Here is a 26,990-nt window from a genome sequence, read left to right as displayed (position 1 = left end):
TATTTCATCAATATATAAGAGCTGTTTTGTGAAAAATATACTACTCTTTTTAATTTCTATTATCCTTAGTTTCAGTGTTATCGCGCAAGAAACCAAACTGTTTAAAAACTTTGGTATTGATAACCCAATGTCCTACAACTTTGTTAGAACCATCGCTCAAGATGAAGATGGTTTTATGTGGTTTGGTTCATCGGAAGGTTTAGATCGTTTTGATGGTCATCAAACACTTAGCTTTCATCATGATAGTTCTCTGCCTAACTCACTAAGCTCTAATGTAATAAGTCGTATTCTTATAGATAAACAGCAAAAACTTTGGGTCGGTACTTTTGGTGGCGGCTTAAATTTATATAGACCAGAAAGCAAAGATTTTATTCATTTTACTACAAAAACAAAAAATGTCACGCTGACCAATGATACCGTAAATGCTTTATTTGAAGACAGTGAAGGTAAAATTTGGATTGCTACAGAAAATGGTTTGAATGTTCTCAGTACAGATAAAGGTAAATGGTCAACTCAGCATATACTTCAAGAATTAGGCAACCCAAATAGTCTGACCCATAATGGTGTACTCTCGATTATTGAAACTCGTAATCGAGAAATTTGGGTTGGAACAAATGGTGGTGGAATTTCTGTATTTAATCTCCAAGGTGAATTTATTAAATCCGTCAAATACGGAAATCCAAATAGTGCGACTTACGTTAATAAATTTGTCAGCAGTATGTATCTAGATAGTAAAGGGGATATTTGGATAGGTACAGTTGATAGTGGTTTATTAAGATACTCCCTTAATACCGAGCAGTTTATACACTATCAAGTTAATGCTGATGGTCAGTCAACAATTAGCAGTAACGCAATAAGTAAAATTTATCAGGACTCAGAAAATAATATGTGGATTGCCACGGACAATGGTTTATCTATTTATAATTATACAACCAAGAATTTCAGTCGATACAATAACTCGCCCAATAACCCCTATAGTATCAGTAGTGATTTTGTTCTTACATTTTTTGAAGATAATAATAAAATGATGTGGGTAGGTACCTTTTCAGGAGTTAATCGTTGGGATCCTCGTATGGCAACCTTTCGTCAATACAGCAACCAAACTAATCCTATTTTAAAAAATAACAATATCACTAGCTTTACTCAGTTTGGTAAAGACAATTTGTTTTTTAGTACCTACAGTGGGGGAATTTATAAGTTGTCTAAACATGATAATTCAATTGCCCCCGTCGTTTTTAACGATTCGTTTTCAGAATATAAAATTATGACTCTGTTTGCCGATGGCAACACGTTATGGGTAGGAACACGAGGTTCAGGGCTATACTCAGTAGATTTAGCAACAAATAATGTTACTGGATATAGGCATGACGCTGAAAATTTCAACTCGATTTCGGCCAATAGTATTACTGATATAATTAAAGATGTTAATGGTAACCTTTGGGTATCTACATTCCATCAAGGAATTAATTTATTAAATAAAAATGGGACGTTTAAACGTTTTATAAAAAATGAGTCAAATTTAGAGAAAGGACCGAGCGGTAATCATATTTTACAGTTACTAGAAGATGAACAAGGCTTTATTTGGTTAGGAACTTTTGGTGGTGGGCTTAGTCGCTTTGATCCTAAGCTCGAAATATTTACTCATTTATTACATAAAGAGAGTAACCCCGAAGGGATCTCAGATGACTTCACATGGTTCATGTTACTCGACAATAACAAAAATCTTTGGTTCGGAACTCAATCTTCTGGCTTAAGTATGTTAAGTCGTGAAAATCGTTACAGAAACAACTTTTCATTTTCCCATCTTAATACTAAAGATGGTATGAAAAGTTTGACCGTATATGGCATCACCCAAGATGCTAATGAAGATATTTGGTTTAGTACCAATAAAGGGATATCTCGTTACTCAATAAATGATAAAAGTTTTAAGCATTTCAATTTAACTCATGGCTTAGTTGATCTCGAATATACACATTCTGCTGTATTTCGTTCAATAGACAACACAATATATTTTGGTGCAGGCAAAGGGATGAGTAGTATTAATCCTGAAAAAATTAATAGGAGTCTTTCTGTACCGGAAGTTCGGTTAACAAGTGTGTTAAAGTTGAATGAACCTATGCCTCTAGGGAGCTCATTATCTAATTTAACCGAATTAGAGTTTGATTACAGTGATCAAATAATTTCATTTGAGTATGTAGGCTTAAATTACTCAGATCCAGAATCAACCCGATATAAATATAGGTTACAGGGCTTTGATGAGGAGTGGATAGCTGCAGGTAAATCACGACGAGCCACTTATACAAATTTACCTGCAGGTAGTTATACACTGCAAATTATTGCTGGAAATAACGACAATGTTTGGAGTGAACCGGGTTATTCATTAGCTATTACGGTTAAACCAGCACCTTGGAATACTTGGTGGGCTTATTTATTGTATGCCATGGCAGTAGCTTTAACGTTATTAGTCTATTCACGCTTTTTGAATCGAAAACTATTGGTTGAACAACTACAAAAATCTTACCTTAAAGAGCAGGTCAAAGAGAAAACGCAAAAGTTACAATCGCAAAATAGCGAACTTGAACATGCCAATATTCTACTTGAAAAGTCGGCAACGGTAGATAAAGTAACTGGGGTACGAAGTCGCCGCTATCTTGATATTTATATTGAGCAAACTAGCCAGCTGATGAATCAAATTCATCAGAATATTCTACCAGTACAGCGGAGCACTTTACCCCGTCTTTACGTCTTAATGGTTCAGGTTAATGAGTTGACCAATATCAGTAATAGCCAGTTGATTAACATTACTGATTTATTACTGTTTAGCAGAAATACCGATGACCTAGTTGTTCGTTGGTCCGATGATACCTTTGCTGTTATTGGTTATGAAAAAGACAACAATGCTGGTGAGTTAGCAGCGCGGTTAGCAAGTAAGTTTGAAAAACAATTCGACGATAAAATTTCGATGAATATTGCTTATTCTTTTTATCCGTTTAATAGAGAGCAACCTATGGAAATATCGTGGGATCAAGTCAGTGTGATGATTGAACTTGGCTTAACATTAACAAGCGAAGAGCCAGCGATTGCTTGGCTTGGCTTATGTGAACCTAAGATACAACCCTTTAGCTACTTAGCGGTGATTCAAGGCGCTGATCTAGCGACACTTAAGCATAACATCCAAGTTAAGCAAGGTTAGCCTGAGTAGCTTTGTGGTTAGCTTTTAATGAATTGTTGTTGATATTGTTTTGGGGTGCAGTTAAACGACTCTTTAAAGCATCGACCAAAATATGTTTGTGAAGAAAAACCAACATCTAAGGCTATTCTGCCAATTTTAGAACCATTTTGTAGCAATATCTGTGCTTTTGCTAGACGGAACTCTTTAATGAAGTTATTAGGTGTTGTGCCCAGTGTTACTTTCATTTTTCGCTGCAGTTGGCGTTCACTCATCGCCATATTACTGGCTAGATCTTGAATACCTAAATCAGTTTCCAAGTACATCTTAGCAACAATGGTTTCTAGCTTCTCTATAAACTTTTCATCAACGGATAAGATAGCACTTTCGCTTGGAGTTAACTGCGACACTTTTTTTACGCTACTTTCTTTTTGTTGTTCTTTTTGATGGTCACGAAATTTATGTAAATAGTTCTGCTGGAGTAATTTACGATTTTCAATCAAATTTTCAATACGTATTAATAATTCCTGTTGATTGAAAGGTTTACTTAAATACTCATCTGCTTGTAAATTTAGGCCGTGAAGTCGACTATCTAAGTCTGAACGGGCGGTAAGCAAAATAACGGGAATATGAGAAGTAAGTTCATTTTCTTTTAATTGTTTAAGTACTTCGAAGCCATCAATGCCCGTTAGCATTATATCGCATACGATAAGGTCTGGTATATATTCCTCGGCGATGAGCAGTCCTTGTTCGCCGCTCATTGCTAATAAACAATGATGTTGCTGTTCAACCACACGTTTTATGTGATTTTGCATATCGAGATTATCTTCAATAACTAACACGACATTATGTAAATGATTTTTTGCTTTAGTTTTATTATTATTTTGTTCTAACAGCAATGATGATACTTCGCTTTGAGATACACTCATTGGCACTTGAGTTTCTATTTCGACAGCGGTAGCTAAAGGGATTGATAGAGAAAACTTACTGCCTTTATTGTATTCACTGACTAAATTGATACGCCAGTTATGCGCTTTTACCAATTCATTAACTAAAGATAAACCAATACCTACACCAAAAACAGCATGATTTTTTTCATCATCAGCTCTTTGAAAGCGTTCAAAGATTTTACTTTGTGATGCTTGATTAATACCTATGCCGGTATCTGTAATCTCTAAAATAACATTATCTTGATCAACATAAGCACTGACCTTGATGCTACCGCCAGCAGGTGTATATTTAATCGCATTAGCAAGTAAGTTGAAGATGATTTTCTCAAAACCTTGAGCGTCGCATTCTAGCCAAAGATCATCAGATATTTCAGCATCAAAACTTAAATCATTTTGTTTAGCTAAGCGTGAAAATGAATCAATTGGCATAGCCATTAACTGACTTAATCGATAAGTAGACAATGAAAGCTTAGGGTTGTCAGTAAGGCGAGAGAGTTCTAATAGTTGTTCAACCATACGAACTAAACGCAAACCATTACGCTTAGCGGTAGTAAGTTCCAACCCTTCTTCTTTACTGTGAGCTTTGAGTAGATATTGGTCTAAAATGCCATTAATAATTGTCAATGGCGTCCTAAACTCATGGGAAATGTTCGCAATAAACTTATCTTTTAAATCTAACATCTGCTTTTCAGCTAACTTTCGTGAAGTTAAATTAATAAAGGTAATAACAATAAGGGGTTGTTCTTCGCGATCTGCCCACTGCAATTCAACCTGAACTGGGAATTCAGTACCATCGGCACGTCGAGCAGCACACTCTACTGAAATACCGATATCTTTACGTTGTAAGGCGTATACATTACTTTTGAAGCCAAAAAAGTAATGCATAGTGTCTTCTGCAGAAAAAAGTGTGCTGACATTCGTGCCTTTCAATTCATGTTCTAAACTTTGGAACAATTGAACTGCGGCAGGGTTTGACGATAATATTTCGCCGCCCGTTGATGTCGTCAAAATAGCATTATTAGATGCTCGGACAATGGCTTTGTCTTCACTATTAAGAATTGAGCTGAGTAATTTATGGTTGGTCTGTATTAACTCTTTTTGTTCTTGTTGCTGAGTGAAAGCGTTTTCCTTAAATTCGAGCGTGTTTTTTCTTTTATTGTAAGCAATAAGAATGACTAAAATAAAAGCAATAACGCCCCAAATACCAATAACAAAAGACTGCCAGAAAGAATTTGTAATGTAGTGTGCCCCAACTTCTAAACCAACGATATGAATGCTAAAAATAATACTCACCAGCAATAAAATGTAAAATTCGGGAAAGGTATCTTTTGAAATAGGTTTGGTCGGTCTTTGAATGTTTAATGATGCACTTGCGGCAAAAATAAGACCACAGTATGGGATTAACGCTATTAAGCTGTTCGTATAATTGTCTTTATAAAGGGCTTGCTCTTGAAGAAGAAAATAACTATTAGTGTTATCAACTAACAAAGCTAATGAGGCAATGGCTAATGGCCAATAAATAGCGCGCCAAAATTTTTCATGACAAAAAATAACACAGCTGATTAGTCTAATAAAAATGAGGCCAGAAATGGTGATATGAAATAATAATGACGGTAATAACCTGTGATCTAACGCTTTTGAAAACTCTTCTGGCAGCAGTACGAAATAACAAAAACAGGTGACTGTAAAAAATAGTGCTGGCACTCGACCCGCAATGTATTTATTGAGTGGCGTTTCGCTGAGATGCGGGTTGGTTTCTATGGCCAGTAAGATAAAAAAGTAACTGAACAAAGAGAAAAAATCTTGCAGGATCGGGGGGGTGTTTATGTAGTTACCTGCGAAGATAACACCCGAAATAAGATCAATGATAATAGCGAGAGAGAAAAACTGCCAGAACAATTTTAATGAACGTGATCTGGTCTGTAAATAGCTATGAACAACAAAGAATACTGCGGTAGCCTGTAATAATATAGTAGGAAGTGATAGCAAAAAAGCAGAGGAAATATCAAGCGTGCTGGTGATCGTTGCATAGGGTAATAAGGTTAAAATTATTGTAATAAATAAAAGTGTTTTTTTATTAAAATATAGCAATGATGTGATCCAATATTAAAGTGACGTTTAGTATGTTGCCTAATCATGAGGCTAATTATTTTCTCCTTTAATAAATATAGTATACATTAATTTAACACTATATAAATGAATAGCCAGCTTTCACTGGCTATTTATATCGTTGAGTAAAAAGGCTAATTTTTCAATATTAGCATTCGACAATTGCCGATAATCAAAATAGGGACACACAATTAAATTTTTAGCTTTATCAATAGCAAATTGCTCATCTAGCCAAGTGAAATTAGCGTTTAGTTGATTTGTCGCTAACAAATTTTTGGCGTAGGTTTTTCCACAAATAATATGCAGAGTTTGCTTAGTGGTTGATAACTGAGGCGGAGAAAATAATAAAGCCGTTTGAGAGCCTTGCTGCAGCAAAAATCGCTCTCGATATTTTTGCCAAGTTGGCGCAAGTGTTGAGTAAGCGAATTTTTCTTTATCGAGTGCGTAAAGCAGCTTCGCATAAACATTGAAAACTTTCCGCCAACCATTGCCACAAGCTTGATTAACCATCTCTATTTCGCCCAAGGTTAGCGGCGATAGACAAGATAATTGCTGATATTCAAGCATACTCGGTTTATTGCCAATATAAACGGCGACGCTAAAGTTTGAGCAACCTAAACCAATAACATTCAATGGTACTTAACTCATTTTACGTGGGGGGTATGTTGAATTGTAAATTTATAATCGAGACAAGTAAAACGTCCTTAAAATTTTTTTGCTTGAATGTATGTAGTTACTGGTAAAGTTAGATCGATTGAAGATTATCAATGTCTAACAGATAACTAATATAAAATGTTAATATCGTATAGCTTTCTATGGCTATTTAAAGGTCCACGCGAGAAGTTTATCGAAAAAAATGACATTACAAGGGTAATGGTTTCAAATTTTGTTGGAGAAAACTGTTTTATATTTTATATTTGTGGCAGCTAAAAATATATTGCTTAGCTGCTGTTTAACATGACTACAGTATCAATAATGAATTCTAAAAAAAAATGATGGAGCGCAGCTATGAATGAAAAAATTGCAGCACTTAAGTCAGACCTAGCGCTACTTAAAGAACAATTTAGTAAAAAAATTACTGATGCAGAAACTCGTTTAAAAAATATGATTGAACAAGAAAGCTTAGATACTTCGGTTGAACGTGGCTATAAAATTCAAGCTTCTTTTGAAGAGCCAGCAGATTCTTTAGCTAATGGTGAATGTGTAATTTTACTGCATGGGCTTGCACGTTCGGCTAACTCCATGAAAGCTATTGAAAAACGATTGTTAGCAGAAGGATATTTTGTGATAAATATCAACTACCCTTCTAGAGATTATTCGATAGAAGAGTTGGCTGAAAAAGTGATTTCTAAAGCGCTATTAATTTGTGAAAATCGCCAAGTTAACTTTGTTACCCATTCAATGGGCGGTATATTAGTTCGCCAATATTTAAGTATGCATAAAATACCTAATTTACATAAAGTCGTGATGCTAGGTCCACCAAACAAAGGCAGTGAAGTTGTTGATAAACTAAAAAATACACCTGGTTTTAGTTTCATCAATGGTGATGCGGGTATGCAATTAGGTACCGGCGAATTCAGTGTCCCTAGTAACCTTGGCAATGCTAATTTTGATTTGGGTGTTATTGCCGGTAATCAAAGTATTAATTGGATATTATCAACACTTATTCCTGATAAAGATGATGGTAAAGTTTCGGTTGCTAGTACCAAACTTGATGGTATGAATGATCACATTGAAATGGAAACGACCCATCCATTTATGATGAAAAACGAAAAAGTTATCGAACAAGTTATCCATTATTTAAAATCAGGGAGTTTTCAAAAATAATTCGACTAGAAAACTTGCCTTTACTAACGACCTGTATATACTCACAGTAACAACTGTGTAAATTTACAGGCTCCCTATGCTAAATGAAATCAGCGAATTACGCCCTCTAACGAACCGACAACAACAAGTTTTTGATCTGATCAAAGACAAAATAAGCGATACGGGCATGCCACCAACGCGTGCTGAAATAGCCAAGTTTTTTGGCTTTAAATCAGCAAATGCAGCAGAGGAACATTTAAAAGCTTTGGCTAAAAAAGGCTATATAGAAATGTTGCCAGGTACTTCTCGCGGCATTCGTTTGACTGAGAAGTTAATGGAAGAAGCCGGTTTACCTTTAATCGGCAGAGTGGCTGCAGGTGAACCTATTTTAGCTGCAGAGCATGTTGAAGATCATTACAAAGTTGATGGTAATTTGTTCCACCCAGCTGCTGATTACTTATTGAGAGTTAATGGCGAAAGCATGAAAAATATCGGCATACTTGATGGTGACTTGTTAGCGGTTCATCAAACGACCGATGTACAGAATGGCCAAGTAATTGTTGCTCGTGTCGAAGAAAATGTTACGGTTAAACGTTATAAACGAGAAGGTAACATCGTTTACTTACATGCTGAAAATGATGACTTCTCTCCTATAAAAGTCGATTTGTCTGATCAAGAGTTTAATATTGAAGGGTTGGCTGTTGGCGTTATTCGCTCGGCAGACTGGATGTAATTAAGTTAACCTATCCAATAAACTTGGTGGTAACTAAGCCAATTTATCTAACAAATATAGTATTAAATATGTAAAACTGCTCCGCAAACTTTAGTGTATAAAATAGGCTAAAGTTTGCTTTTCTAACCTTTCGTATTCTTTTCATGCAAACCTTTCTCTTTACTAAGAATAATTTTCATTCTAAAGCCCATTCAAACAACTTTATCTTTCTCTGATTAAAAAACAACCAAGATCAATTTTTACAATACGCGTATTTATACTCAGCTGTTTATTTTTAATACTACGGCTACAGCCCTTTGTTATTAGGCCTTTGCCTGTATTAGAGTTGATACTCTATTGTTTTTATTGGTTTTTATTTTAAAATAGCTCGATTTTTAAATTGACCCAGATCAACTTTTAAGTAATTCTAGTTTGGAATGTGTACAAATATAAATATAAGGCGATGTTGTCGACGCTAACTGGTTGATAACAAAATCGCTAAGAAAATAATAAAAATCCGTACTAAAGGATGTGTTTTGTCCTAGGTATCAAGTTTTAAACTTTTATAGGGTGAAGGAGATGTCGTGTGAAAAGACGTAACCTAGGTTGGCTGTTGTTGGGGAGTGTTCTTTCCAGTTCAGCTTGGGCAGATATGCAATTAAATCTGACCAAGGGTGTAACAGAAGTAAGTAGAGATGTTTACGATCTACATATGCTCGCAATGTATATATGTGTAGCAATTGGTGTGGTCGTTTTTGGTGCTATGTTTTGGTCAATGGTTTTCCATCGAAAATCCAAAGGGGCTAAATCAGCAGATTTTCATGAAAGTACAAAAGTAGAAATCCTCTGGACAGCAATTCCCATTGTCATTCTTATCGCTATGGCTGTACCAGCAACAAAAACACTGATTGAAATGGAAAATAACGACGATTCTGACGTTACCATTCAAGTTACCGCCTCTCAGTGGAAATGGCATTACAAATATTTTGATCAAGATATTGAGTTCTACTCCGTTTTATCGACGCCAAGATCACAGTATGAAACACAAGAAGGTAAACACCTTAATGTTGATGCTGGCGATAAAGTCAAAGGTGAAAATTACCTACTCGAAGTTGATAAACACCTTGTCATTCCAGTTAATAAAAAAGTACGATTTTTAATCACTTCTGACGACGTTATTCATGCTTGGTGGGTACCTGCTTTTGCTGTAAAGCAAGATGCTAACCCAGGATTTATTAATGAAGCATGGACAAAAGTTGACAAGCCTGGGATATACCGAGGTCAGTGTGCTGAACTTTGTGGCAAAGACCATGGTTTTATGCCAATTGTTGTCGAAGTAAAGTCTGAAGCAGACTATGCAAAATGGCTTGATGAACAACACCAACTCAACGCTCAAGCCGCTGCTGCTGAGAAAGCATCTCTTAACGCTTCCGCATCAATGGATGAATTGATGACCTTGGGTGAAACTACCTATATTGCCCACTGTGCTGCCTGTCATCAAGTTTCTGGTGCTGGTCTACCTCCTGCATTTCCTGCACTTAAAGGAAGTCCAGTTGCTACGGGTAGTATTGCCGAGCATATTGATATTGTACTCAATGGTAAAGCGGGTACAGGTATGCAAGCTTATGGTAAGCAGTTAAGTATGAAGCAAATTGCTGCAGTTGTGACCTACGAGCGTAATGCTTGGGGTAACAATACCGGTGATGCCGTACAAGCCGCTGATGTTAAAGGTGCTGCTAAGGGATCAGGCAATGACACAGAAACACCGGTAGCAGTTGCTGAAATGGTTGCTGAAGAAGCCCCAGTAGAAGATCTAACTAAAGTGTACAGCGAAGATGAACTGATGGTTATGGGTGAGCAAGTTTACATGAAAGCTTGTGCTGCTTGTCATCAAGTTTCTGGTGCGGGTTTACCTCCGGCATTTCCAGCACTAAAAGGTAGTGCAATTGCACTGGGTGATATTGCTGTGCATATAGATATGGTTATTAATGGCAGTAAGAAAAACCCTGCTATGGCTGCTTTTGGTAGTCAGTTAACTAAAACCGAAATAGCGGCAGTTGTTACTTATGAGCGTAATGCTTGGGGCAATAACACCGGTGATTTAGTACAACCTGCAGCTGTTGATGCTGCTAGTGCGAAGTAGGAGGATATAAAATGACTACAGACGTTATAGAACAAGAATCGCACGACGATCATCATGATGACCATAAAATGAAAGGCATCAAACGTTGGTTGTACACGACAAACCATAAAGATATAGGTACGTTATATCTATGGTTTGCTTTTATTATGCTATTAACCGGCGGCGCTTTAGCCATGGTTATTCGAGCCGAGTTATTCCAACCCGGTTTACAAATAGTGGAGCCTGATTTTTTCAATCAGCTAACAACCGTACATGGTTTGATCATGGTATTTGGTGCAATTATGCCGGCCTTTACCGGGTTTGCTAACTGGATGATACCTATGATGATTGGTGCTCCAGATATGGCCTTACCACGTATGAATAACTGGAGCTTCTGGATTCTACCTTTTGCTTTTGGGATTCTTTTGTCTACATTCTTTATGGAGTCAGGTGCGCCTAACTTTGGTTGGACATTCTACGCACCACTTTCTACAACCTATTCAAATGGTAGTACGGCATTTTTTGTTTTTGCTGTTCATATTATGGGTATCTCATCAATAATGGGCGCAATTAATATTGTTGTTACTATTATGAATATGCGTGCGCCTGGTATGACTTACATGAAAATGCCATTGTTTGTTTGGACATTTTTTATTACCGCGTACTTATTGATTGCGGTGATGCCCGTGCTCGCAGGTGTGGTAACTATGTTGTTAACCGACACTTATTTTGGTACGAGTTTCTTTGATGCCGCTGGTGGCGGTGATCCGGTATTGTTCCAGCATCTTTTCTGGTTCTTCGGGCATCCTGAAGTTTACATCATGATTTTACCTGCTTTTGGTATTGTTTCGACAATTATCCCAGCGTTTGCTCGTAAGAAGTTATTTGGCTACAGCTCAATGGTTTATGCAACGGCATCGATTGCTGTGTTGTCATTTATTGTTTGGGCGCATCACATGTTCACGACAGGTATGCCGTTATTTGGTGAACTGTTCTTCATGTATTGCACCATGTTAATTGCCGTACCTACGGGTGTTAAAGTGTTCAACTGGGTCGCAACTATGTGGCGTGGTTCAATGAGCTTTGAAACGCCGATGTTATTTTCTATCGCGTTTGTCATCTTATTTACTATAGGCGGATTCTCTGGTTTGATGTTGGCATTAACACCTGTTGATTTCCAATACCATGATACCTACTTTGTTGTTGCTCATTTTCATTATGTATTAGTTACCGGTTCATTATTCTCGATTTATGCTGGTGCATACTTCTGGTTGCCAAAATGGACAGGTCATATGTATAACGAGTCGTTAGCTAAATGGCATTTTTGGTGTTCACTGATTTCAGTTAATTTACTATTCTTCCCTATGCACTTTTTAGGATTAGCGGGCATGCCTCGTCGTATTCCAGATTATGCGTTGCAGTTTGCTGATTTCAACAAGTGGGTCAGTATTGGTGGTTTTGCCTTTGGTCTTTCGCAACTAATATTCTTAGCGGTAGTCATTAAGTGTATTAGAGGTGGAGAGAAAGCATCGGCTAAACCTTGGGATGGCGCTGAAGGTTTAGAGTGGACTGTTGCAAGTCCTGCTCCGTACCATACATTTTCAACACCACCAAAAATTGATTAAGTTAATAAAATATGAATAAAGGTGACGAATTGCAAAATTCAAATAACAAAGATAGCACTGCTATAACGAAAAACAATCAAGTGATAAAAAAGCTGGTTATGATTGTTTTTGGTATGTTTGGTTTTGGTTTTGCACTTGTCCCTTTATATGATGTGTTTTGTGATATTACTGGTTTGAATGGAAAAACGTCAACCACTGCCGCCGCTGTCTATAATGTTGAGCAGATTGACACAAAAAGGATTGTTACGGTGCAGTTTATTAGTCGAACCGCCCAAGGTATACCTTGGCAGTTTGAACCTATGGTCCGTGAAATAAAAGTTCATCCCGGTGAAATGAAACTTGTTAAATTTTATGCAAAAAATGAATCCACCCGCGATATTATTGGCCAAGCAGTTCCGTCAGTATCGCCCGGTTTAGCGGCAGCGTATTTTCAAAAAATTGAATGTTTTTGTTTTACGCAGCAACCGCTAAAAGCGAATGAAGAGGTAGAAATGGCGTTACAGTTTTATGTTGACCCAGAATTACCTGAAGATATTTCAACGCTAACTTTGTCTTACACTTTGTATGACGTGACCGGAAAAGTGGAATCGTAGCAATTTATACTGAGCACTTAGCGTGTAACAGTATTTGTTTAGGGGAATAATAATGACAACAAAAGAATATGAAAGTTATTACGTACCATCACAAAGTCATTGGCCAATTGTTGGCGCAGTGGCACTGTTTTTAATTGCTGTTGGCGCCGGGAACTATGTTTCTACGTTAAATAGTAGCGAAGGTGGCATTGGCGGTTACATATTGCTTGCCGGCATTTGTTTAGTTATATACATGCTCTATGGTTGGTTCAGTAACGTTATAAACGAATCGATGGCAGGTAAGTATAGCCATCAAATGGATAACTCATTTCGTCAAGGAATGAGCTGGTTTATCTTTTCTGAAGTGATGTTTTTTGCAGCATTCTTTGGTGCCTTATTTTATGCCCGCACGTTATCAGTCCCTTGGTTGGGCGGCGCAGATAATAATGCCATGACTGGTGCTGTTTTATGGCCTGAGTTTGTCGCAAGTTGGCCGTTATTAGTCACACCAGATGGAACCGAAACAACTCAAATGGGCTGGTATGGCCTACCGTTAATTAATACTATTTTGTTATTAACGTCTTCAATTACTGCACATTTAGCACATTCAGCCTTAGAAAAAGATAATCGTAAAATGCTGAAAATATGGTTAGGTTTTACCATATTATTAGGTGTTGTCTTTTTATTCTTGCAAGTTGTCGAGTATATGCACGGCTATTCAGAAGAAATGAAATTGTACTTAACTAGTGGTATCTATGGTTCAACTTTCTACTTACTGACCGGTTTTCATGGTATGCACGTTACCTTAGGTACCGTCATGCTTATTGTGGTATTTTTAAGGGTGTTAAAAGGCCACTTTACCCCAACAAATGCTTTTGCTTTTGAAGCGGCAAGTTGGTATTGGCATTTTGTTGATGTGGTTTGGGTGATACTGTTTGTTTTTGTTTATATCGTATAAAAAATTACTGATATAAACGTTTAAGAAATATTGTAGGTGAAGCTAGCTTCACCTACTTTTTATTTTTAAGCGAGTTGATTAGAATGGTCGTGGGTGTGGCGTAATAACGCCTGTTAAAATAGCGACTAGCATAAGTATAATAATGAAGGCTGAAATCATCACGCGTCGGCCAATAAATTTTGACATTGACGGTTTACTTGGGTCATTTTTGTTTAAGACAAAGAGTGCCTGAAACAGGCTAAATACCATGAAGACTAAGCAGCCAATAATAATTATTTTTATCGCAAATGCCATTTAAAAATTTCCTATGTTGTTATGTTCGCTTTAAGCATATTTAAGGAATTAATTGTTTGAAAAATTTTATATCAAACATTCGCCTACCTTGGTTGATATTTACCCTACTTGTTTTTTCCGGATTAGTAAAACTCGGATTATGGCAAAGTGATCGTGCTTTACAAAAAGAGCAACGCATCGCAACCATTACACAATTGAGCCAAACACAAGCCTTGTCACTTTCTCAAGTGCTCTCAGAAAAAAATGAAATTAATGATCTACCGATCACTATGTTTGGGGAATTTGATAATAATACTATTTTTTTATTAGACAACCAAACGAATAAAGGACAATTAGGTTATCGTGTTTATCAAGTGTTTAATAGTGGTGAGCAGGCGGTCTTAGTTAATTTAGGTTGGGTAGTAGGTTCTATAAATCGTCAAGAAATTCCCGATGTGCAGGCTATTACTGGAAAGTATCAACTATCAGGTCACGTACGTAAAATAGAGCAAGGCATAATGTTAATGGAACAAGTCTTGGTTAAAGGTGAGTGGCCATTGCGTGTTCAGCAGATAGAATTAGATAAATTTTCAACATTAATTTCACGTCAACTCTTGCCCTTTGTCGTCTACTTAGATAAAACAGAGAGTGTGGGTTATGAAAAAAATTGGCAACCAATTGTTATGCCACCTGAAAAACATCGTGCTTATGCCTTTCAATGGTTCAGTTTAGCGATTGCATGGTTATTGTTGATGATATGGGCGTCAATTAAGTTGGGTAAAAATAGTGAACAAGCGTTAAATCACTAATAAAAAAAATAATAAGGTCTAAGTGTATGAATGATGTATCACAGAAAAAATCTCGTCGTAGTATGGTCATGGTGCTGGGCGCTTTTATCCTCCCTATCGTGTTAGCAAAACTCGCCTTAACTCAAAATTGGCTTGATTATGGTGTGACGAACAAAGGCACTTTAGTTGAGAATGAACTGACTTTAGAAAAGTTAGGCTTGAGTCAACCCGCTTTACAAAAAACTTGGTCAATTATTTATAGCTTGCCACAGCATTGTGATGATCACTGTGAACAAACGTTACTTAGTGTTAATAACTCTTACATAGCCCTGGGTAGAGAAATGCCCAGAGTAAAGCGCGTCGCACTTTCTCCTAATCCACTCTCACCTCAGCAAACGGAAAGGTTAACTGAAAACAGCTGGGTGATCATTTCTACTCCAAGTCTAGTTGATGACTTTTTATCAGATACCAAAGTCTTAGTTGTTGACCCTTTAGGTAATGTGGTTTTATCTCATAAACCACCGACAAATGATGATGCTCAAGCAATGTTTGGTAAAGAAATTTTAGCCGATATGAAGAAATTACTTAAGTATTCAAGGGTGGGTTAAGATGAAAAATCGTGTTAATCATCGTGTTCGTACCTTAGTCTTAATTAGTATTCTATTAGCACTAATCGTGGTTAGCTTAGGTGCTTATACGCGCTTAACGCATGCGGGTTTAGGTTGTCCAGATTGGCCAGGTTGTTATGGATTAATTGATGTACCTGCAACCGCAGAACAAATTATTAAAGCAGAGCAAGCATTTCCAGAAAGAAAAGTTGAAGCGCATAAAGCATGGAATGAAATGATCCATCGATATTTTGCTGGTGCGTTGGGTTTATTAATTCTAGCGATAGCATTTATGTCTTACCGACAACGCGATCAAGGTACGCCATTAAGGTTGCCGATGTTGATACTCGTGGTGGTCATTTTCCAAGCGGCCTTGGGCATGTGGACCGTAACCATGAAACTAATGCCGATTGTCGTTATGGGTCATTTACTTGGTGGTTTTACAACCTTGAGTTTGTTATTTTTATTATACTTACGCTTGGCTGACTTTAGGGTACCAGGTGGTGATTTCGCCATTAAGAAATATGGCAGATACGGCTTAATTGGTATTGTACTGTTAACCGCACAAATAGGTTTAGGGGGCTGGACATCGTCAAACTATGCTGCCTTGGTTTGTACTGAATTACCTATTTGCCAGTCAGGCTGGCAAGAGCAATTGACCTTCGAAGATTCATTTGATTTGATCCCACCAGAAAAAGACAGTTACGAATTTGGCCATTTATCTCATGCTTCACGTGTAACGATTCATGTTGTTCATCGATTAGGAGCCATTGTCACTGGGCTTTATCTTTTTTGGTTAGCATTAATGGTATTTCGAAAATCTCAATCTGCATTTTTTAAGAATGCAGCTATTAGCTTAGCGTTTATTCTTAGTTGCCAAATATTATTGGGTATTAGCAATATCTGGTTCTCATTACCGTTAGCAGTTGCGGTGAGTCATAACGTGGTAGCAGCATGTCTAATGTTGTCTTTGATCACGTTAACCTACAGTTTACGACGGAAATTATAAGGAATACTTATGAGCGAATCAGTATCAACAGAAAGCCCAAACGGGCCAGCAACTACACCTGAAGTTATAGAGACTAAAACCGCTATTTGGCGAGATTATTATGAAATCACTAAGCCTCGTGTAGTGGCACTCTTAGTGTTAACCGCTCTGGTGGGGATGTGTCTTTCTGTACCGGGTACCATTCCATGGCAAGTGCTTATTCCTTCAATGGTCGGTATTGGCTTTTTATCATCAGCCGCCGCCGCGATAAATCACATTGTTGATGAACGAATTGACAGTATTATGGGGCGAACTTATAACCGGCCCGTTGCTACGGGACGTTTAACGCCGAGAAATGCGACTTTGTTTGCTATGTTTTTAGCGGTCAGTGGTTTTGCCATTTTATATAGCTTGGTTAATCCCTTAACGGCATGGCTTACTTTTGCAGGTTTGGTGGGGTACAGTTTTGTTTATACTATGTATTTGAAACGTGCTACGCCTCAAAATATCACGATAGGTGGCTTAGCTGGAGCCATACCACCACTGTTAGGTTGGACAGCAATGACCAATGAAATACACCCTAATGCTTTGTTATTAGTGTTATTGATTTTTACTTGGACACCTCCTCATTTTTGGGCTTTAGCGATACATCGTAAAGATGAATATGCAAAAGTAAATATTCCCATGTTGCCGGTAACCCATGGGGTAAACTTTACAAAAACCCAAATTTTACTTTATACCGTGTTACTTTTTGTTGTTGGCTTGTTACCTTATTTAGTGGGAATGAGTAATTGGTTATATTTAATTGGCGCAGTAACATTGAATCTGATGTTTTTTGCTTACGCCTGGAAACTTAAGTTTAATGCCGATGAGAATACGGCAATGGACACTTTTAAGTTTTCAATCGTACATTTAATGGGCTTGTTTATTATCCTATTACTTGACCATTATTTGTTACCTATGATACCAAGCTGATCAATTATCTGATCATTGTTAAGGGTAAGGACAAAGCTACTTCGATATAATATTTAGTAGTAGGATAACGACTTACTAAATTTTATATCGGGTATTTATCTATTTTTCCAGATGAAAAGTAGACCATTTAATCAGTCAAATGGTTATTGGATAAGACAAACGGAAATAATTAAATATGAACAAGTTGTTGTATGTCATTGTCGCCCTTGTTGCTGGTGCAGTAGGTTTTTTTGTCTTTCAAAAAGCGACAGTATTACCACAGCCCGAACATGCTTTATATTATCAGCAGGTTCGGGAAGTTAAGCCGTTTCAATTAACGAATCATCATAACCAAGCCTTTACCAAAGAACAATTAGCCAATAAATGGTCGTGGGTATTTCTAGGGTATACTTCTTGTCCTGATGTTTGCCCGACTACATTACAAGAACTAAACTTTGTTTATGACGATTTAAAAGCGATCAGTAAAGATACACAAATTTTGTTGGTTTCTGTTGATCCTAGTAGAGATACGCCAGAAAAATTAGCTCAGTATATAGCTTACTTTAATGAGGAGTTTATTGCGCTTACGGGTGACCATGGTGTGTTATTTCCGTTTGCTCGTAACCTTGGCATGATGTACGCGATTAACGAGCCTGAAGGCGATGAAGCCGACAATAATGGTTACTTAGTCGATCACAGTGCTTCTTTAGTGTTAATTAATCCACAGGGAGATATCGCGGCTATTTTTAAGCCTAGACAAGCCTTGGGTGTATTACCTACCATTGATGGCGAGAAACTGGTCAGTGATTTTGCAAAGATTGTAAAATTAGCTGAATAAAGGAAACTTGTCATCCTTAACTTTATGGGCTGACAAGTTTATTAAATCGCTATATTTGTTAAAGCGGATACCACTGCATACCTTCTTTTAAGACAAACCAAGGCTTTGAGTACCAATAATAACGTCCTGGCTCACTAATACTTGGCGCGGTACAGTTACAGCGAACACGGCCAATGGGCAAGGGCGCGCTATAATTAATGGTAAAGCTATTTTCTTCTTGCCATTCTATTTTTTGTCGACCTAAACCCGAAATATAACAGTTCAATTGTGCGGGAAGAAAATCTTCAACGACAACATCAAAAGTCACTGATTTTGATTGGTTATACTCGACAATAGTACTTGCATTCTCATTACGTAAAGTCATGTTGAAAGGTAAAGATTTTAATTTATCACGCAGACTAGATATTTGATCATAGGGTTTTGACGCAGGAAAACGTGGCACGCTTGTTAAATCTGTCGCTAAGCCTACGGCTCCTGATTGTTGTGAAAAAGCAATGAAATCGTTTTGTGCTACCCATTGTTGTACTGCCGGAGTGTACTCACCATAAGGGTAGGCAAAATAGCGCCAACTTTGTCCGGTTTTTTCTTTAATAATACTTTCAGCCTCTAATAATAGTTCAGTATGTTTCATTAGCCATTGCTGTTCGGTTAAACCTTCACTAATACGGGCCATAGAGTCATGTTCCATGCCATGGTTAGCTATAATAACGCCTTGATCAGCCATCGTTTTAAGTTGTTGCCAAGTAAGATAGTTACTCGAACCACGCTCAACAATGGCAGGGTTGATAAAAATCGTAAAAGGATAATTAAATTTGTCGAGAATAGGCTTACCATTGAGTAGAATATCAAGATAAGCATCATCAAAAGTTATTGCCACTGTTTTGTCAGTAATAGGTTGCTGTTTCTTGATAGAATTCATTAAATCTGAAAGCGCGATAACATTGAAATTGTTATCAGATAAATACTGCATATGAATTTGAAACTGTTCCGGTGAAATACTAGTACTTGCCGGTGTTTTGTCACTAACATGGTGATATTGTAAAATTACAGCGGCAAAGCTAGAAAAGTGAAAGCAAGATAGCAATAGTGCAGGTAATAAAAATTTCATGAGTGAAGCCCTTGTTTAGTCAGTCATAAAAATAGCGCGTTTTGCTTTCTTTTTATAGTAAATTTTCAGGTAATTTTTATATGGAATACTTTTTTGAACGTTAATACTATCAACCACCATAAACAACTATTCCTCATCGCCTTACCGATGATCTTTTCAAATATCACCATACCTCTTCTAGGCTTAGTTGATACTGCTGTTTTAGGACATTTAGACCAGGCCTATTACCTAGGTGGCAGTACAGTCGGGGCAATGATTATTACCTTTGTTACTTGGTTGTGTGGCTTTTTACGTATGTCGACTACAGGTCTTACCGCTCAGGCATTAGGTGAAGAAAACGCACAAAAAAGTTTATTGGTTCTGCTACGAGGTTTGTTAGTGGCTTGCTTAATTGGTGGTGCACTGATTTTGTTACAGTCTTTTTATCTTGATCTGAGCTTAGGTTTAGCCGGAGGATCTGAACAAATACAATTTTATGCTAAACAATATTGTGATATCCGTATTTGGGGTTTACCTGCTGCGTTATCAAATCTTGTTATATTAGGATGGTTGTTGGGCAATCATAAAGCTAAGGCTGTAATGTGGATATTGATCGTCACTAACTTAATTAACTTGTCGCTAGATCTATTGTTTGTCTTAGTGTTTGATTGGCAAGTGCAAGGGGTGGCATCAGCAACGTTAATTGCTGAATATTCAGGTGTTATTATAGGGTTGGCTTATATTATCTTTGCGCAACAGACAGGTAATCGACAACCCCTAAAAAGTATATTAATAAAAATGGTGGGTAAATTTACAGCTATCAGAGATCAGTTATTTGAGAAGTCAGCGCTGACCAATTACTTTCAACTTAATCGAGATATTCTTATTCGAACACTGTGCTTAGAGATTTGTTTTGTCTTTATTACTTTTCAAGGGGCTAGGTTAGGGGATGATGTTATTGCAACTAATGCCATTTTAATGAACTTTGTTTTGTTAATCTCATTTGGATTAGACGGCATTGCCAATGCAGCAGAAGTGCTAGTGGGTAAAGCACAAGGGCAAAAGAATCTTAAGCAGCGTAATTTTGTCGTTAAAATCGCTTTATTTTGGACAGGACTCTTTGCGCTCACTTATAGTGCACTCTTTGCCATAGCAGGTGATTTCTTGATTGGTTTACTAACCGATATTCCAGAGGTTGTTTTCTCGACCGAACAATATGTACATTGGATGATTATCTTACCTGTATTAGGCTGTTGGTGTTATTTATTTGATGGTGTTTTTGTTGGTCTAATGAAAGCCAAAGTGATGCGAAATAGCATGATAATTGCGACCTTTGGTTGCTTTTTTCCAATGTGGTGGCTATTACAAGGCTTTGGTAATCATGGGTTATGGGCTGCATTTAGTGTGTTTTTGCTGGTTCGAGGATTAAGCTTAGCTTGGCATTATTATCGCGTTATAGAAAAACAACCCATTAGTCTTTAATTTTTTTATTTGTCTGACGATCAAAAATATTGAGTAAACGATTAGCAAAGATCCCACTGTAACCCCAAGCAGAGGTTAACAGACCAACAGCTAAAAAAACAATGCCGGCGATTTGCCAATAATAATGGTAATAGTAACCGATAAAAATTAAGCAAGCGCCAATAGCAAAAAGACCAAGTCCGCGAGTAAAAAGCACTAAGCTTCTTTGCGGGTCTTGGCCTAATTTTTCAAGTATTGTTATCATTTTAAATTAATGAATAACTCAGCAGTCAGTATAGTTGTCAGGTTAACGAACAAATAACTTAATAGTAAGAATGATCACCACGTTCGTGTTCAGTCATATCACGAACACCTTTTATCTCGCCTGCCATTGTTTCGAGAAGTTGCTTTTCGATACCATCTTTTACAGTGACATCAATTTGACTACAACCATTACAGCCACCACCAAATTGTAGAATAGCGAAGCCGTCGTCAGTAATTTCCATTAACGTACACTCGCCACCATGGCCAGCTAACTGTGGATTAACTTCTGCTTTTAAGAAGTAGTCAACACGTTCGAATAATGGCGCATCGTCATTTACTTTTCTTAATTTAGCATTTGGCGCTTTTAAGGTTAATTGTGAACCCATTTGATCTGTGGTGAAATCTATTTCAGCATCTTCTAAGTACAGCTTACTGTCACCGTCAATATAAGCAGAGAAGTGTTCGAATTTCATTTCAATATCTTCAGGTTCTATCGCGTCAGCTGGGCAGTAAGACACGCCACACTCTGCACTAGCAGTACCTGGATTAACAACAAATACACGGATACTTGTGCCTTCTGCTTGTTGTTCTAATAATTTAGCGAAATGCGATTGTGCTGTTTCGGAAATATTGATCATCACGGTTATTACTCTCTTACACTTGTTACCAAAATTTCTCTAAAGTTTCTCACGGACCTTAGAGATTGAAAATATTAATACCTGACTAATTTAGTCAGGTATTAATATTTTACGCTGTTATCTACCTATACGCTAGTGAAATTATAGTTAATTGAAATAACAATATGATAAAAAGAGACAGTTATTCTGGTGTGTTTCGATAGATTTTGGTATTTTATTGTTATTGAATTCAAGGATATATTTTATGTTACCACGATTGTTTTTAGCCGTGCTGGTCGGTTTTTTTATTTTTTCACCATTGAGTTATGCGGCAAAAGTTACCGACTATTTACCAGCCGATCACACTTACAATCAAGCTATTCCAACCCCAGAAAGCTCATTAGGCTTTGGCATTGGCGAGCGACATATTCGTCATGATCAACTCCTCAACTACATCAAAGTATTAGCAAACAGCTCAGAGCGGATCACACTGACGGATATTGGACAGACCCAAGAACTACGCCAGCAAGTGCTATTGACGATTTCTTCTAAAGATAATTTAGCTAATTTGAGTAAAATATTGGCAAAAAGATCAGCCACGGGGAGCGCCGATGACATCAGTTCACCGTTAGTCATTTGGCTTGGCTACAGTGTACACGGTGATGAAATTAGTGGCGCTAATGCGGCAATGGCCGTGGCATATCATTTGGCGGCAAGTGAAAACACTGATATAAAACAAATGCTAGAAAATACCCTGATTGTTATTGAGCCAAGTATTAACCCTGATGGCATGGATAGATTTGTGCAATGGGCGAATATGCATCGCGGCAGCACACCTAATGCGGATCCTAATCATATCGAGCATCACCAAGGTTGGCTTACCGGTCGTACCAACCATTTTGGTTTTGATCTTAACCGTGACTGGTTATTACTCGCACAAAAAGAAAGTCAACATAGATTAGCGTATTTTCACCAATATCAGCCTCATGTATTAGGCGATTTTCATGAGATGAGTGCCAATGGCAGTTACTTTTTTCAGCCAGGCATTCCAACGCGTACTCACCCATTAACGCCAAGTGCCAATACAGAAATGACACAACTTTTAGCAACCTATCATGCGAAGGCACTTGATAAAAATGATCGCCTTTATTACAGCCAAGAAAATTTCGATGACTTTTATTACGGGAAAGGCTCTACTTACCCAGACATTAACGGTGGAGTCGGTGTTTTATTCGAACAAGCAAGTAGCCGAGGTATGCAACAAAACAGTGATAATGGCTTATTAACCTTTGAGTTTGGTATTCAAAATCACGTATTAACTTCACTCTCGACCATTGAGGGGGCATGGAAAAATAAGACCAAGCTATTGAGTTACCAGAAAAACTTTTATAAAGAGTCAGAAAAATTGGCTGATCAAGAAAGCTTTAGTGGCTACTTATTACATGAAACACATGATTCTTATCGCCTCAACGTCCTACTTGATAAATTAAAACAACATCAGATTAAGGTCTATCCGCTGACTGAAGATTTTCGTTTAGCTGGCGTTGTTTATGCTAAAGAACATAGCTTCTATGTGCCATTAGACCAGCGTCAGTATCGAGTTATTCAAGCGTTATTTTCGCAGCAAACTCAGTTCGAAGACAATACCTTTTATGATGTTTCGGGTTGGACAATGCCACTGGCAATGGATATAGACTTTTATCGGGTTGGTCGTACTTGGGGACTAAAACTGGCAGATAATGCTTGGGAGAAGCCAACAAATATAGCGGATAACAGTGGTATTGAGCAACAGGCGTATGCCTACGCATTTGAGTGGCATCATTTTTTAGCACCCAAATTACTCAATGACTTACTTAATAAAGGTATTAAAGCAAAGGTTGCTACAAAAACGTTTTCGTCACGATTTAAACTTGATGGAAAAATGGTTAATAAAGATTTTGCGCGAGGCAGTATTATTATTCCTGCGGGCATACAAACGCAATTAAATTGGCGTGATATTGTCACGCAAAGTAGTCAAAAAATTGATATACCTATTAATAGCTTGTCGACGGGATTAACCGTTAAAGGTATCGATATAGGTAGTGGCTCTTTCCGGTTATTATCGCCAGTAAAGGTTTTAATGCTTGGTGGTAAAGGCGTTTCTCAATACGAGAGTGCAGAGATGTTATTTTATCTTGACGATACCCTGTCAATCCCTGTAACGGTTGTAGAGCAGCAGCGTTTAGCAAAAATTGAGTTAAGTGGTTATAGTCATATTATTATGGTTGATGGCAAATACGATTCTCTTGGACAAGATGATGTCGATAAAATAGCGGCATGGACAAAAAGTGGTGGTGTTATTTTTGGGCAGAAACGAGCAGCTAAATTTTTATCAGAATATGAATTACTGGCGATGAACTTCGTTACTACTAATGAAATCAACCAGTTATTTGATACGGATAATGTACGCTACCAAGACAAAGAAAAACTGGCTGGGCGTAAACGTATTGCTGGCGCGATTTTTGAGTCAACACTCGATATCTCGCATCCGTTAGCTTATGGTTATACGGATAACCGTTTACCGTTATTTCGCAACAGTACATTAATTTTGCAACATAGTTCAAAGCCGTTTATCTCAGTGGCGAAATATAATGCACGGCCATTATTGAGCGGTTATGCTGATAAAAACATGGTCAATCGAGTGGCAAATTCTTCAGCTATAGTCGCCCATAATTATGGTAATGGGCGAGTGATTGCCAGTACTGACAATTTAGCTTTTCGTGGCTATTGGTTAGGCAGTTCAAAGCTAATAGCGAACAGCTTATTTTTTGCTAAAGCATTTAACGCTTCTACTACTCATTAATAATTTGTTGAAAGATGAAAAGATTTAAATTGTGTAAAGCTAACACCGTATAAGTTAACTTTTATTGAATTTTGTTATTAGGTAAAGATAAACAAAGGCTTAATACGGTAACTTTTTTAACGCCATTAGCTTTCAATAAACGACAAATTTCATTACACGTTGAGCCTGTTGTTACCACATCATCAAGGAGCAATACGTGTTCAGGTAAACGTGATTGTTGATCGCTTTTATTGACTAAATATTCGCTTGACAGTTTAAAGGCATGGCGTAAATTTTTACGGCGAATAACACCGGTTTGACCCGCTTGGCTTTTATCGTGACTAATACGCTGCAATGCATCTGGACAATAGGGCATTTGTGCAAGGCGGGCAAAATCTTCTGCCAATAAATGCGCTTGATTAAAGCCTCGCGTTTGCCATTTTTTCATGTGTATTGGTACGGACAATAGTAAGGGTTGATGGGGACAATGCGTATAAGGTTTATTTTCATACGGTAAGGCGTTTTTCCATTGTTTAAATAATAAAACACTCAGTAAAGGGACTAATTCAAAACGGCCGTGATACTTTAGTTGCCTGACCCATAAGTCTATGGGCCATTGGTAAGCTGATACTGAGATTAACTGATCAAAAATTCTTTTAGGTAATATAGTATTTATCGCTGGCCAGGTTAATAAATCACCGTGTAATTTTTTTAAATCAAAAAGTGGTAAATCAGCCAAGCAAAAATCACAAATAAGCGCTTGGCTTTGACAGCGACCACCACATAAGTCACAACAACTTAATTGTGTTGTAAACAACTTTAAACGATCAATAAAGTTAAATGATTTTTGTTTTAAATATTGAATAAATTTTACGTGGTTAAATTCCATTTAATACCTTCTTTAAGTAAACTGTCGTTAACTTCGTGTAATAAAAATTAACGGTAATACCCTCTATTATGAGCATGGCAGAAACTTTAAAAATATCGAGTCAAGGGTGCGGACTTCCGCTAGTTTTTATTCATGGCTGGGGATTAAACTCAGGCGTTTGGCAACCGAGTGTCGAGGTATTAAAAGAGCACTTTGAAGTGATCACTGTCGATTTACCTGGTTTTGGTGCCAATTTAGAACACTCAATATCTCCTTATACTTTAGCTGAAGTTGCATCATTAATAGCGCAATCTGTAGCAAAACCTGCGGTATATATAGGTTGGTCGTTAGGTGGTTTGATTGCCAGTGAAATAGCATTAAATTTTCCAAAGCAAGTGAAAGCATTAATCACGGTCGCTAGCTCGCCTTGTTTTGTTGAGCAAGAGAACTGGTTTGGCATTAAGCCAGATGTTTTAGCGATATTTCATCGACAACTAGCAGAAGATACCGCCAAGACGATTAATAACTTTTTAAAAGTTCAGGCGATGGGCAGCCCTCATTTACGTCATGATATTAAATTGCTACGAGAACTCGTTATGCAGTTTCCAATGCCAACCAAATCAACTTTAGATGAGTCGCTGCAATTATTGACAACCGTTGATCAGCGCGAAAGTCTCGCCCAAATATCGATACCCTACTTGCGGTTATACGGAAAGCTTGACGGCTTAGTGCCGCGCAAGGCAATTACAGCTATTACTGCATTATCACCTAACAGTGATGTTGTTATTTTTGAACAGGCATCACATGCACCTTTTATTTCTCACCCGGAGGCGTTTATCGAAACACTAACGACTTGGCTAGCCCCTTTAGTTGAAGGTACTTATCGATAAATCGATCCTTTACTTTTTAGTCGTATTGTATGATAATTGAACAAAGATGTTGCAGGGTTAAATAGCAAAAACTGAGTACTTAAGCCGATTACTTAAGCTAAGTATTTAAATTAAATATGTAAATTAAGTCTGTAAATTTAGTATTTACTTATTTGTACATTGTTATTCTGTTAATAGGTATAGAGGAGTTTGTTATGGAAATACAATCAGCATTAACAAGTGGTCTACAAGGCTTTCAAAAAGCGCAAGGCGATGTAACAGAAGCTGCAGCAGATATTGCGGCTAACTTAGCTGTTAGTCCTGAAGATTTTGGTATTGGCCAAGAAAACAATACTGATAATGCACCTAGCCCAGATACAGCTAGTAAGAATGCTAGTTCAGCAGAATTACCAGACCTTACCAAAGCCGTTGTCGATTTAAAAGTTGCAGAATTTCAAGCGAAAGCGTCCGCCGATGTTATTCAAACAGCTGATGAAACTTTAGGCACGCTATTAGACGTTCGAGCATAAC

The 26,990-nt window shown here is 37.4% G+C and carries 23 protein-coding genes; 16 read left to right on the top strand and 7 right to left on the bottom strand.

Translation table 11 applies throughout. The features are described from left to right. Positions 1–28: 28 nt before the first annotated feature. The gene (locus tag H4J62_RS02200; RefSeq protein WP_182214471.1) at positions 29–3,193 is read left to right on the top strand and encodes a two-component regulator propeller domain-containing protein; all 3,165 of its coding nucleotides are present in this window, start codon (positions 29–31) and stop codon (positions 3,191–3,193) included. Between the two features lie 17 nt (positions 3,194–3,210). Here the strand turns inward: H4J62_RS02200 and H4J62_RS02195 are convergent, their stop codons facing one another. Together H4J62_RS02195 and H4J62_RS02190 are read right to left on the bottom strand one after the other, a co-directional pair. Then, the gene (locus H4J62_RS02195) at positions 3,211–6,210 is read right to left on the bottom strand and encodes an ATP-binding protein (protein ID WP_259364761.1); all 3,000 of its coding nucleotides are present in this window, start codon (positions 6,208–6,210) and stop codon (positions 3,211–3,213) included. Positions 6,211–6,330: 120 nt separating this feature from the next. Further along, the gene (locus H4J62_RS02190) at positions 6,331–6,861 is read right to left on the bottom strand and encodes a DUF6942 family protein (RefSeq protein WP_182214469.1); all 531 of its coding nucleotides are present in this window, start codon (positions 6,859–6,861) and stop codon (positions 6,331–6,333) included. 375 nt (positions 6,862–7,236) lie between these two features. On the opposite strand from H4J62_RS02190, the gene H4J62_RS02185 reads away from it, so the two are divergent. The 6 genes from H4J62_RS02185 to H4J62_RS02160 all read left to right on the top strand — a co-directional run bounded on the left by H4J62_RS02185 (position 7,237) and on the right by H4J62_RS02160 (position 14,023). Beyond that, entirely contained in the window at positions 7,237–8,055 is an 819-nt protein-coding gene (locus tag H4J62_RS02185; protein WP_310733553.1) for an alpha/beta fold hydrolase, read from the top strand. A 76-nt stretch (positions 8,056–8,131) separates the two neighbouring features. Then, a complete protein-coding gene (gene lexA, locus H4J62_RS02180; RefSeq protein WP_182175283.1) occupies positions 8,132–8,767 on the top strand; it encodes a transcriptional repressor LexA in 636 nt (211 codons plus the stop codon). A gap of 565 nt (positions 8,768–9,332) precedes the next feature. Then, complete coding sequence (gene coxB, locus H4J62_RS02175; protein WP_404842430.1) at positions 9,333–10,889, top strand: cytochrome c oxidase subunit II; 1,557 nt, start codon at positions 9,333–9,335, stop codon at positions 10,887–10,889. A gap of 11 nt (positions 10,890–10,900) precedes the next feature. Further along, on the top strand, positions 10,901–12,493 hold the full coding sequence (ctaD, locus tag H4J62_RS02170) for a cytochrome c oxidase subunit I (RefSeq protein WP_182214468.1): 1,593 nt from the start codon (positions 10,901–10,903) through the stop codon (positions 12,491–12,493). A gap of 11 nt (positions 12,494–12,504) precedes the next feature. Next, entirely contained in the window at positions 12,505–13,086 is a 582-nt protein-coding gene (locus tag H4J62_RS02165) for a cytochrome c oxidase assembly protein (RefSeq protein ID WP_182214466.1), read from the top strand. A 52-nt stretch (positions 13,087–13,138) separates the two neighbouring features. Continuing rightward, positions 13,139–14,023: a cytochrome c oxidase subunit 3 gene (locus H4J62_RS02160; RefSeq protein WP_182214464.1), complete on the top strand. Its 885-nt coding sequence runs from the start codon at positions 13,139–13,141 to the stop codon at positions 14,021–14,023. A gap of 78 nt (positions 14,024–14,101) precedes the next feature. Here the strand turns inward: H4J62_RS02160 and H4J62_RS02155 are convergent, their stop codons facing one another. Further along, positions 14,102–14,317, bottom strand: a complete 216-nt coding sequence (locus H4J62_RS02155; protein WP_070375487.1) for a DUF2909 domain-containing protein — start codon at positions 14,315–14,317, stop codon at positions 14,102–14,104. A 56-nt stretch (positions 14,318–14,373) separates the two neighbouring features. Between H4J62_RS02155 and H4J62_RS02150 the strand changes: the two genes are divergently transcribed. The 5 genes from H4J62_RS02150 to H4J62_RS02130 all read left to right on the top strand — a co-directional run bounded on the left by H4J62_RS02150 (position 14,374) and on the right by H4J62_RS02130 (position 18,472). Beyond that, positions 14,374–15,105, top strand: coding sequence for an SURF1 family protein (locus tag H4J62_RS02150; RefSeq protein ID WP_182214462.1), 732 nt, complete (start codon positions 14,374–14,376; stop codon positions 15,103–15,105). 26 nt (positions 15,106–15,131) lie between these two features. Further along, positions 15,132–15,692, top strand: a complete 561-nt coding sequence (locus H4J62_RS02145; RefSeq protein ID WP_182214460.1) for a hypothetical protein — start codon at positions 15,132–15,134, stop codon at positions 15,690–15,692. A gap of 1 nt (position 15,693) precedes the next feature. After that, entirely contained in the window at positions 15,694–16,701 is a 1,008-nt protein-coding gene (locus tag H4J62_RS02140; protein WP_182214458.1) for a heme A synthase, read from the top strand. 9 nt (positions 16,702–16,710) lie between these two features. After that, positions 16,711–17,655, top strand: a complete 945-nt coding sequence (gene cyoE, locus H4J62_RS02135; RefSeq protein WP_182214456.1) for a heme o synthase — start codon at positions 16,711–16,713, stop codon at positions 17,653–17,655. A gap of 175 nt (positions 17,656–17,830) precedes the next feature. Continuing rightward, positions 17,831–18,472, top strand: coding sequence for an SCO family protein (locus H4J62_RS02130; protein ID WP_182214454.1), 642 nt, complete (start codon positions 17,831–17,833; stop codon positions 18,470–18,472). A 58-nt stretch (positions 18,473–18,530) separates the two neighbouring features. On the opposite strand, the gene H4J62_RS02125 is transcribed toward H4J62_RS02130, so the two are convergent. Beyond that, the gene (locus H4J62_RS02125; protein ID WP_182214452.1) at positions 18,531–19,580 is read right to left on the bottom strand and encodes a polysaccharide deacetylase family protein; all 1,050 of its coding nucleotides are present in this window, start codon (positions 19,578–19,580) and stop codon (positions 18,531–18,533) included. Positions 19,581–19,673: 93 nt separating this feature from the next. Here H4J62_RS02125 and H4J62_RS02120 point away from each other — a divergent pair, with 93 nt between their 5' ends. Then, positions 19,674–21,041 carry an MATE family efflux transporter gene (locus H4J62_RS02120; RefSeq protein WP_310733554.1) on the top strand — a complete coding sequence of 456 codons (1,368 nt, stop codon included), beginning with the start codon at positions 19,674–19,676 and terminating at the stop codon, positions 21,039–21,041. On the opposite strand, the gene H4J62_RS02115 is transcribed toward H4J62_RS02120, so the two are convergent. Then, positions 21,031–21,285: a hypothetical protein gene (locus H4J62_RS02115; RefSeq protein ID WP_182214451.1), complete on the bottom strand. Its 255-nt coding sequence runs from the start codon at positions 21,283–21,285 to the stop codon at positions 21,031–21,033. The genes H4J62_RS02120 and H4J62_RS02115 overlap by 11 nt on opposite strands. Positions 21,286–21,343: 58 nt before the next feature. Beyond that, positions 21,344–21,922 (bottom strand): Fe-S biogenesis protein NfuA, encoded by a 579-nt coding sequence (nfuA, locus tag H4J62_RS02110; RefSeq protein ID WP_070375496.1) that lies wholly within the window; start codon positions 21,920–21,922, stop codon positions 21,344–21,346. Positions 21,923–22,166: 244 nt separating this feature from the next. On the opposite strand from nfuA, the gene H4J62_RS02105 reads away from it, so the two are divergent. After that, a complete protein-coding gene (locus tag H4J62_RS02105; protein WP_182214449.1) occupies positions 22,167–24,743 on the top strand; it encodes a M14 family zinc carboxypeptidase in 2,577 nt (858 codons plus the stop codon). Positions 24,744–24,804: 61 nt separating this feature from the next. Here the strand turns inward: H4J62_RS02105 and H4J62_RS02100 are convergent, their stop codons facing one another. Beyond that, positions 24,805–25,611 (bottom strand): ComF family protein, encoded by an 807-nt coding sequence (locus tag H4J62_RS02100; protein ID WP_182214447.1) that lies wholly within the window; start codon positions 25,609–25,611, stop codon positions 24,805–24,807. Between the two features lie 68 nt (positions 25,612–25,679). Between H4J62_RS02100 and bioH the strand changes: the two genes are divergently transcribed. Beyond that, positions 25,680–26,480 carry a pimeloyl-ACP methyl ester esterase BioH gene (gene bioH, locus H4J62_RS02095; protein WP_220465216.1) on the top strand — a complete coding sequence of 267 codons (801 nt, stop codon included), beginning with the start codon at positions 25,680–25,682 and terminating at the stop codon, positions 26,478–26,480. Between the two features lie 194 nt (positions 26,481–26,674). Next, the gene (locus H4J62_RS02090; protein ID WP_182214446.1) at positions 26,675–26,989 is read left to right on the top strand and encodes a hypothetical protein; all 315 of its coding nucleotides are present in this window, start codon (positions 26,675–26,677) and stop codon (positions 26,987–26,989) included. Position 26,990 lies beyond the last annotated feature (1 nt).

Source organism: Colwellia sp. BRX8-5, from assembly GCF_014077325.1.
GTDB lineage: Bacteria > Pseudomonadota > Gammaproteobacteria > Enterobacterales > Alteromonadaceae > Colwellia_A.
Note: the sequence above shows the minus strand (reverse complement) of the source record. Positions and strands in the feature narration are given on the sequence as shown.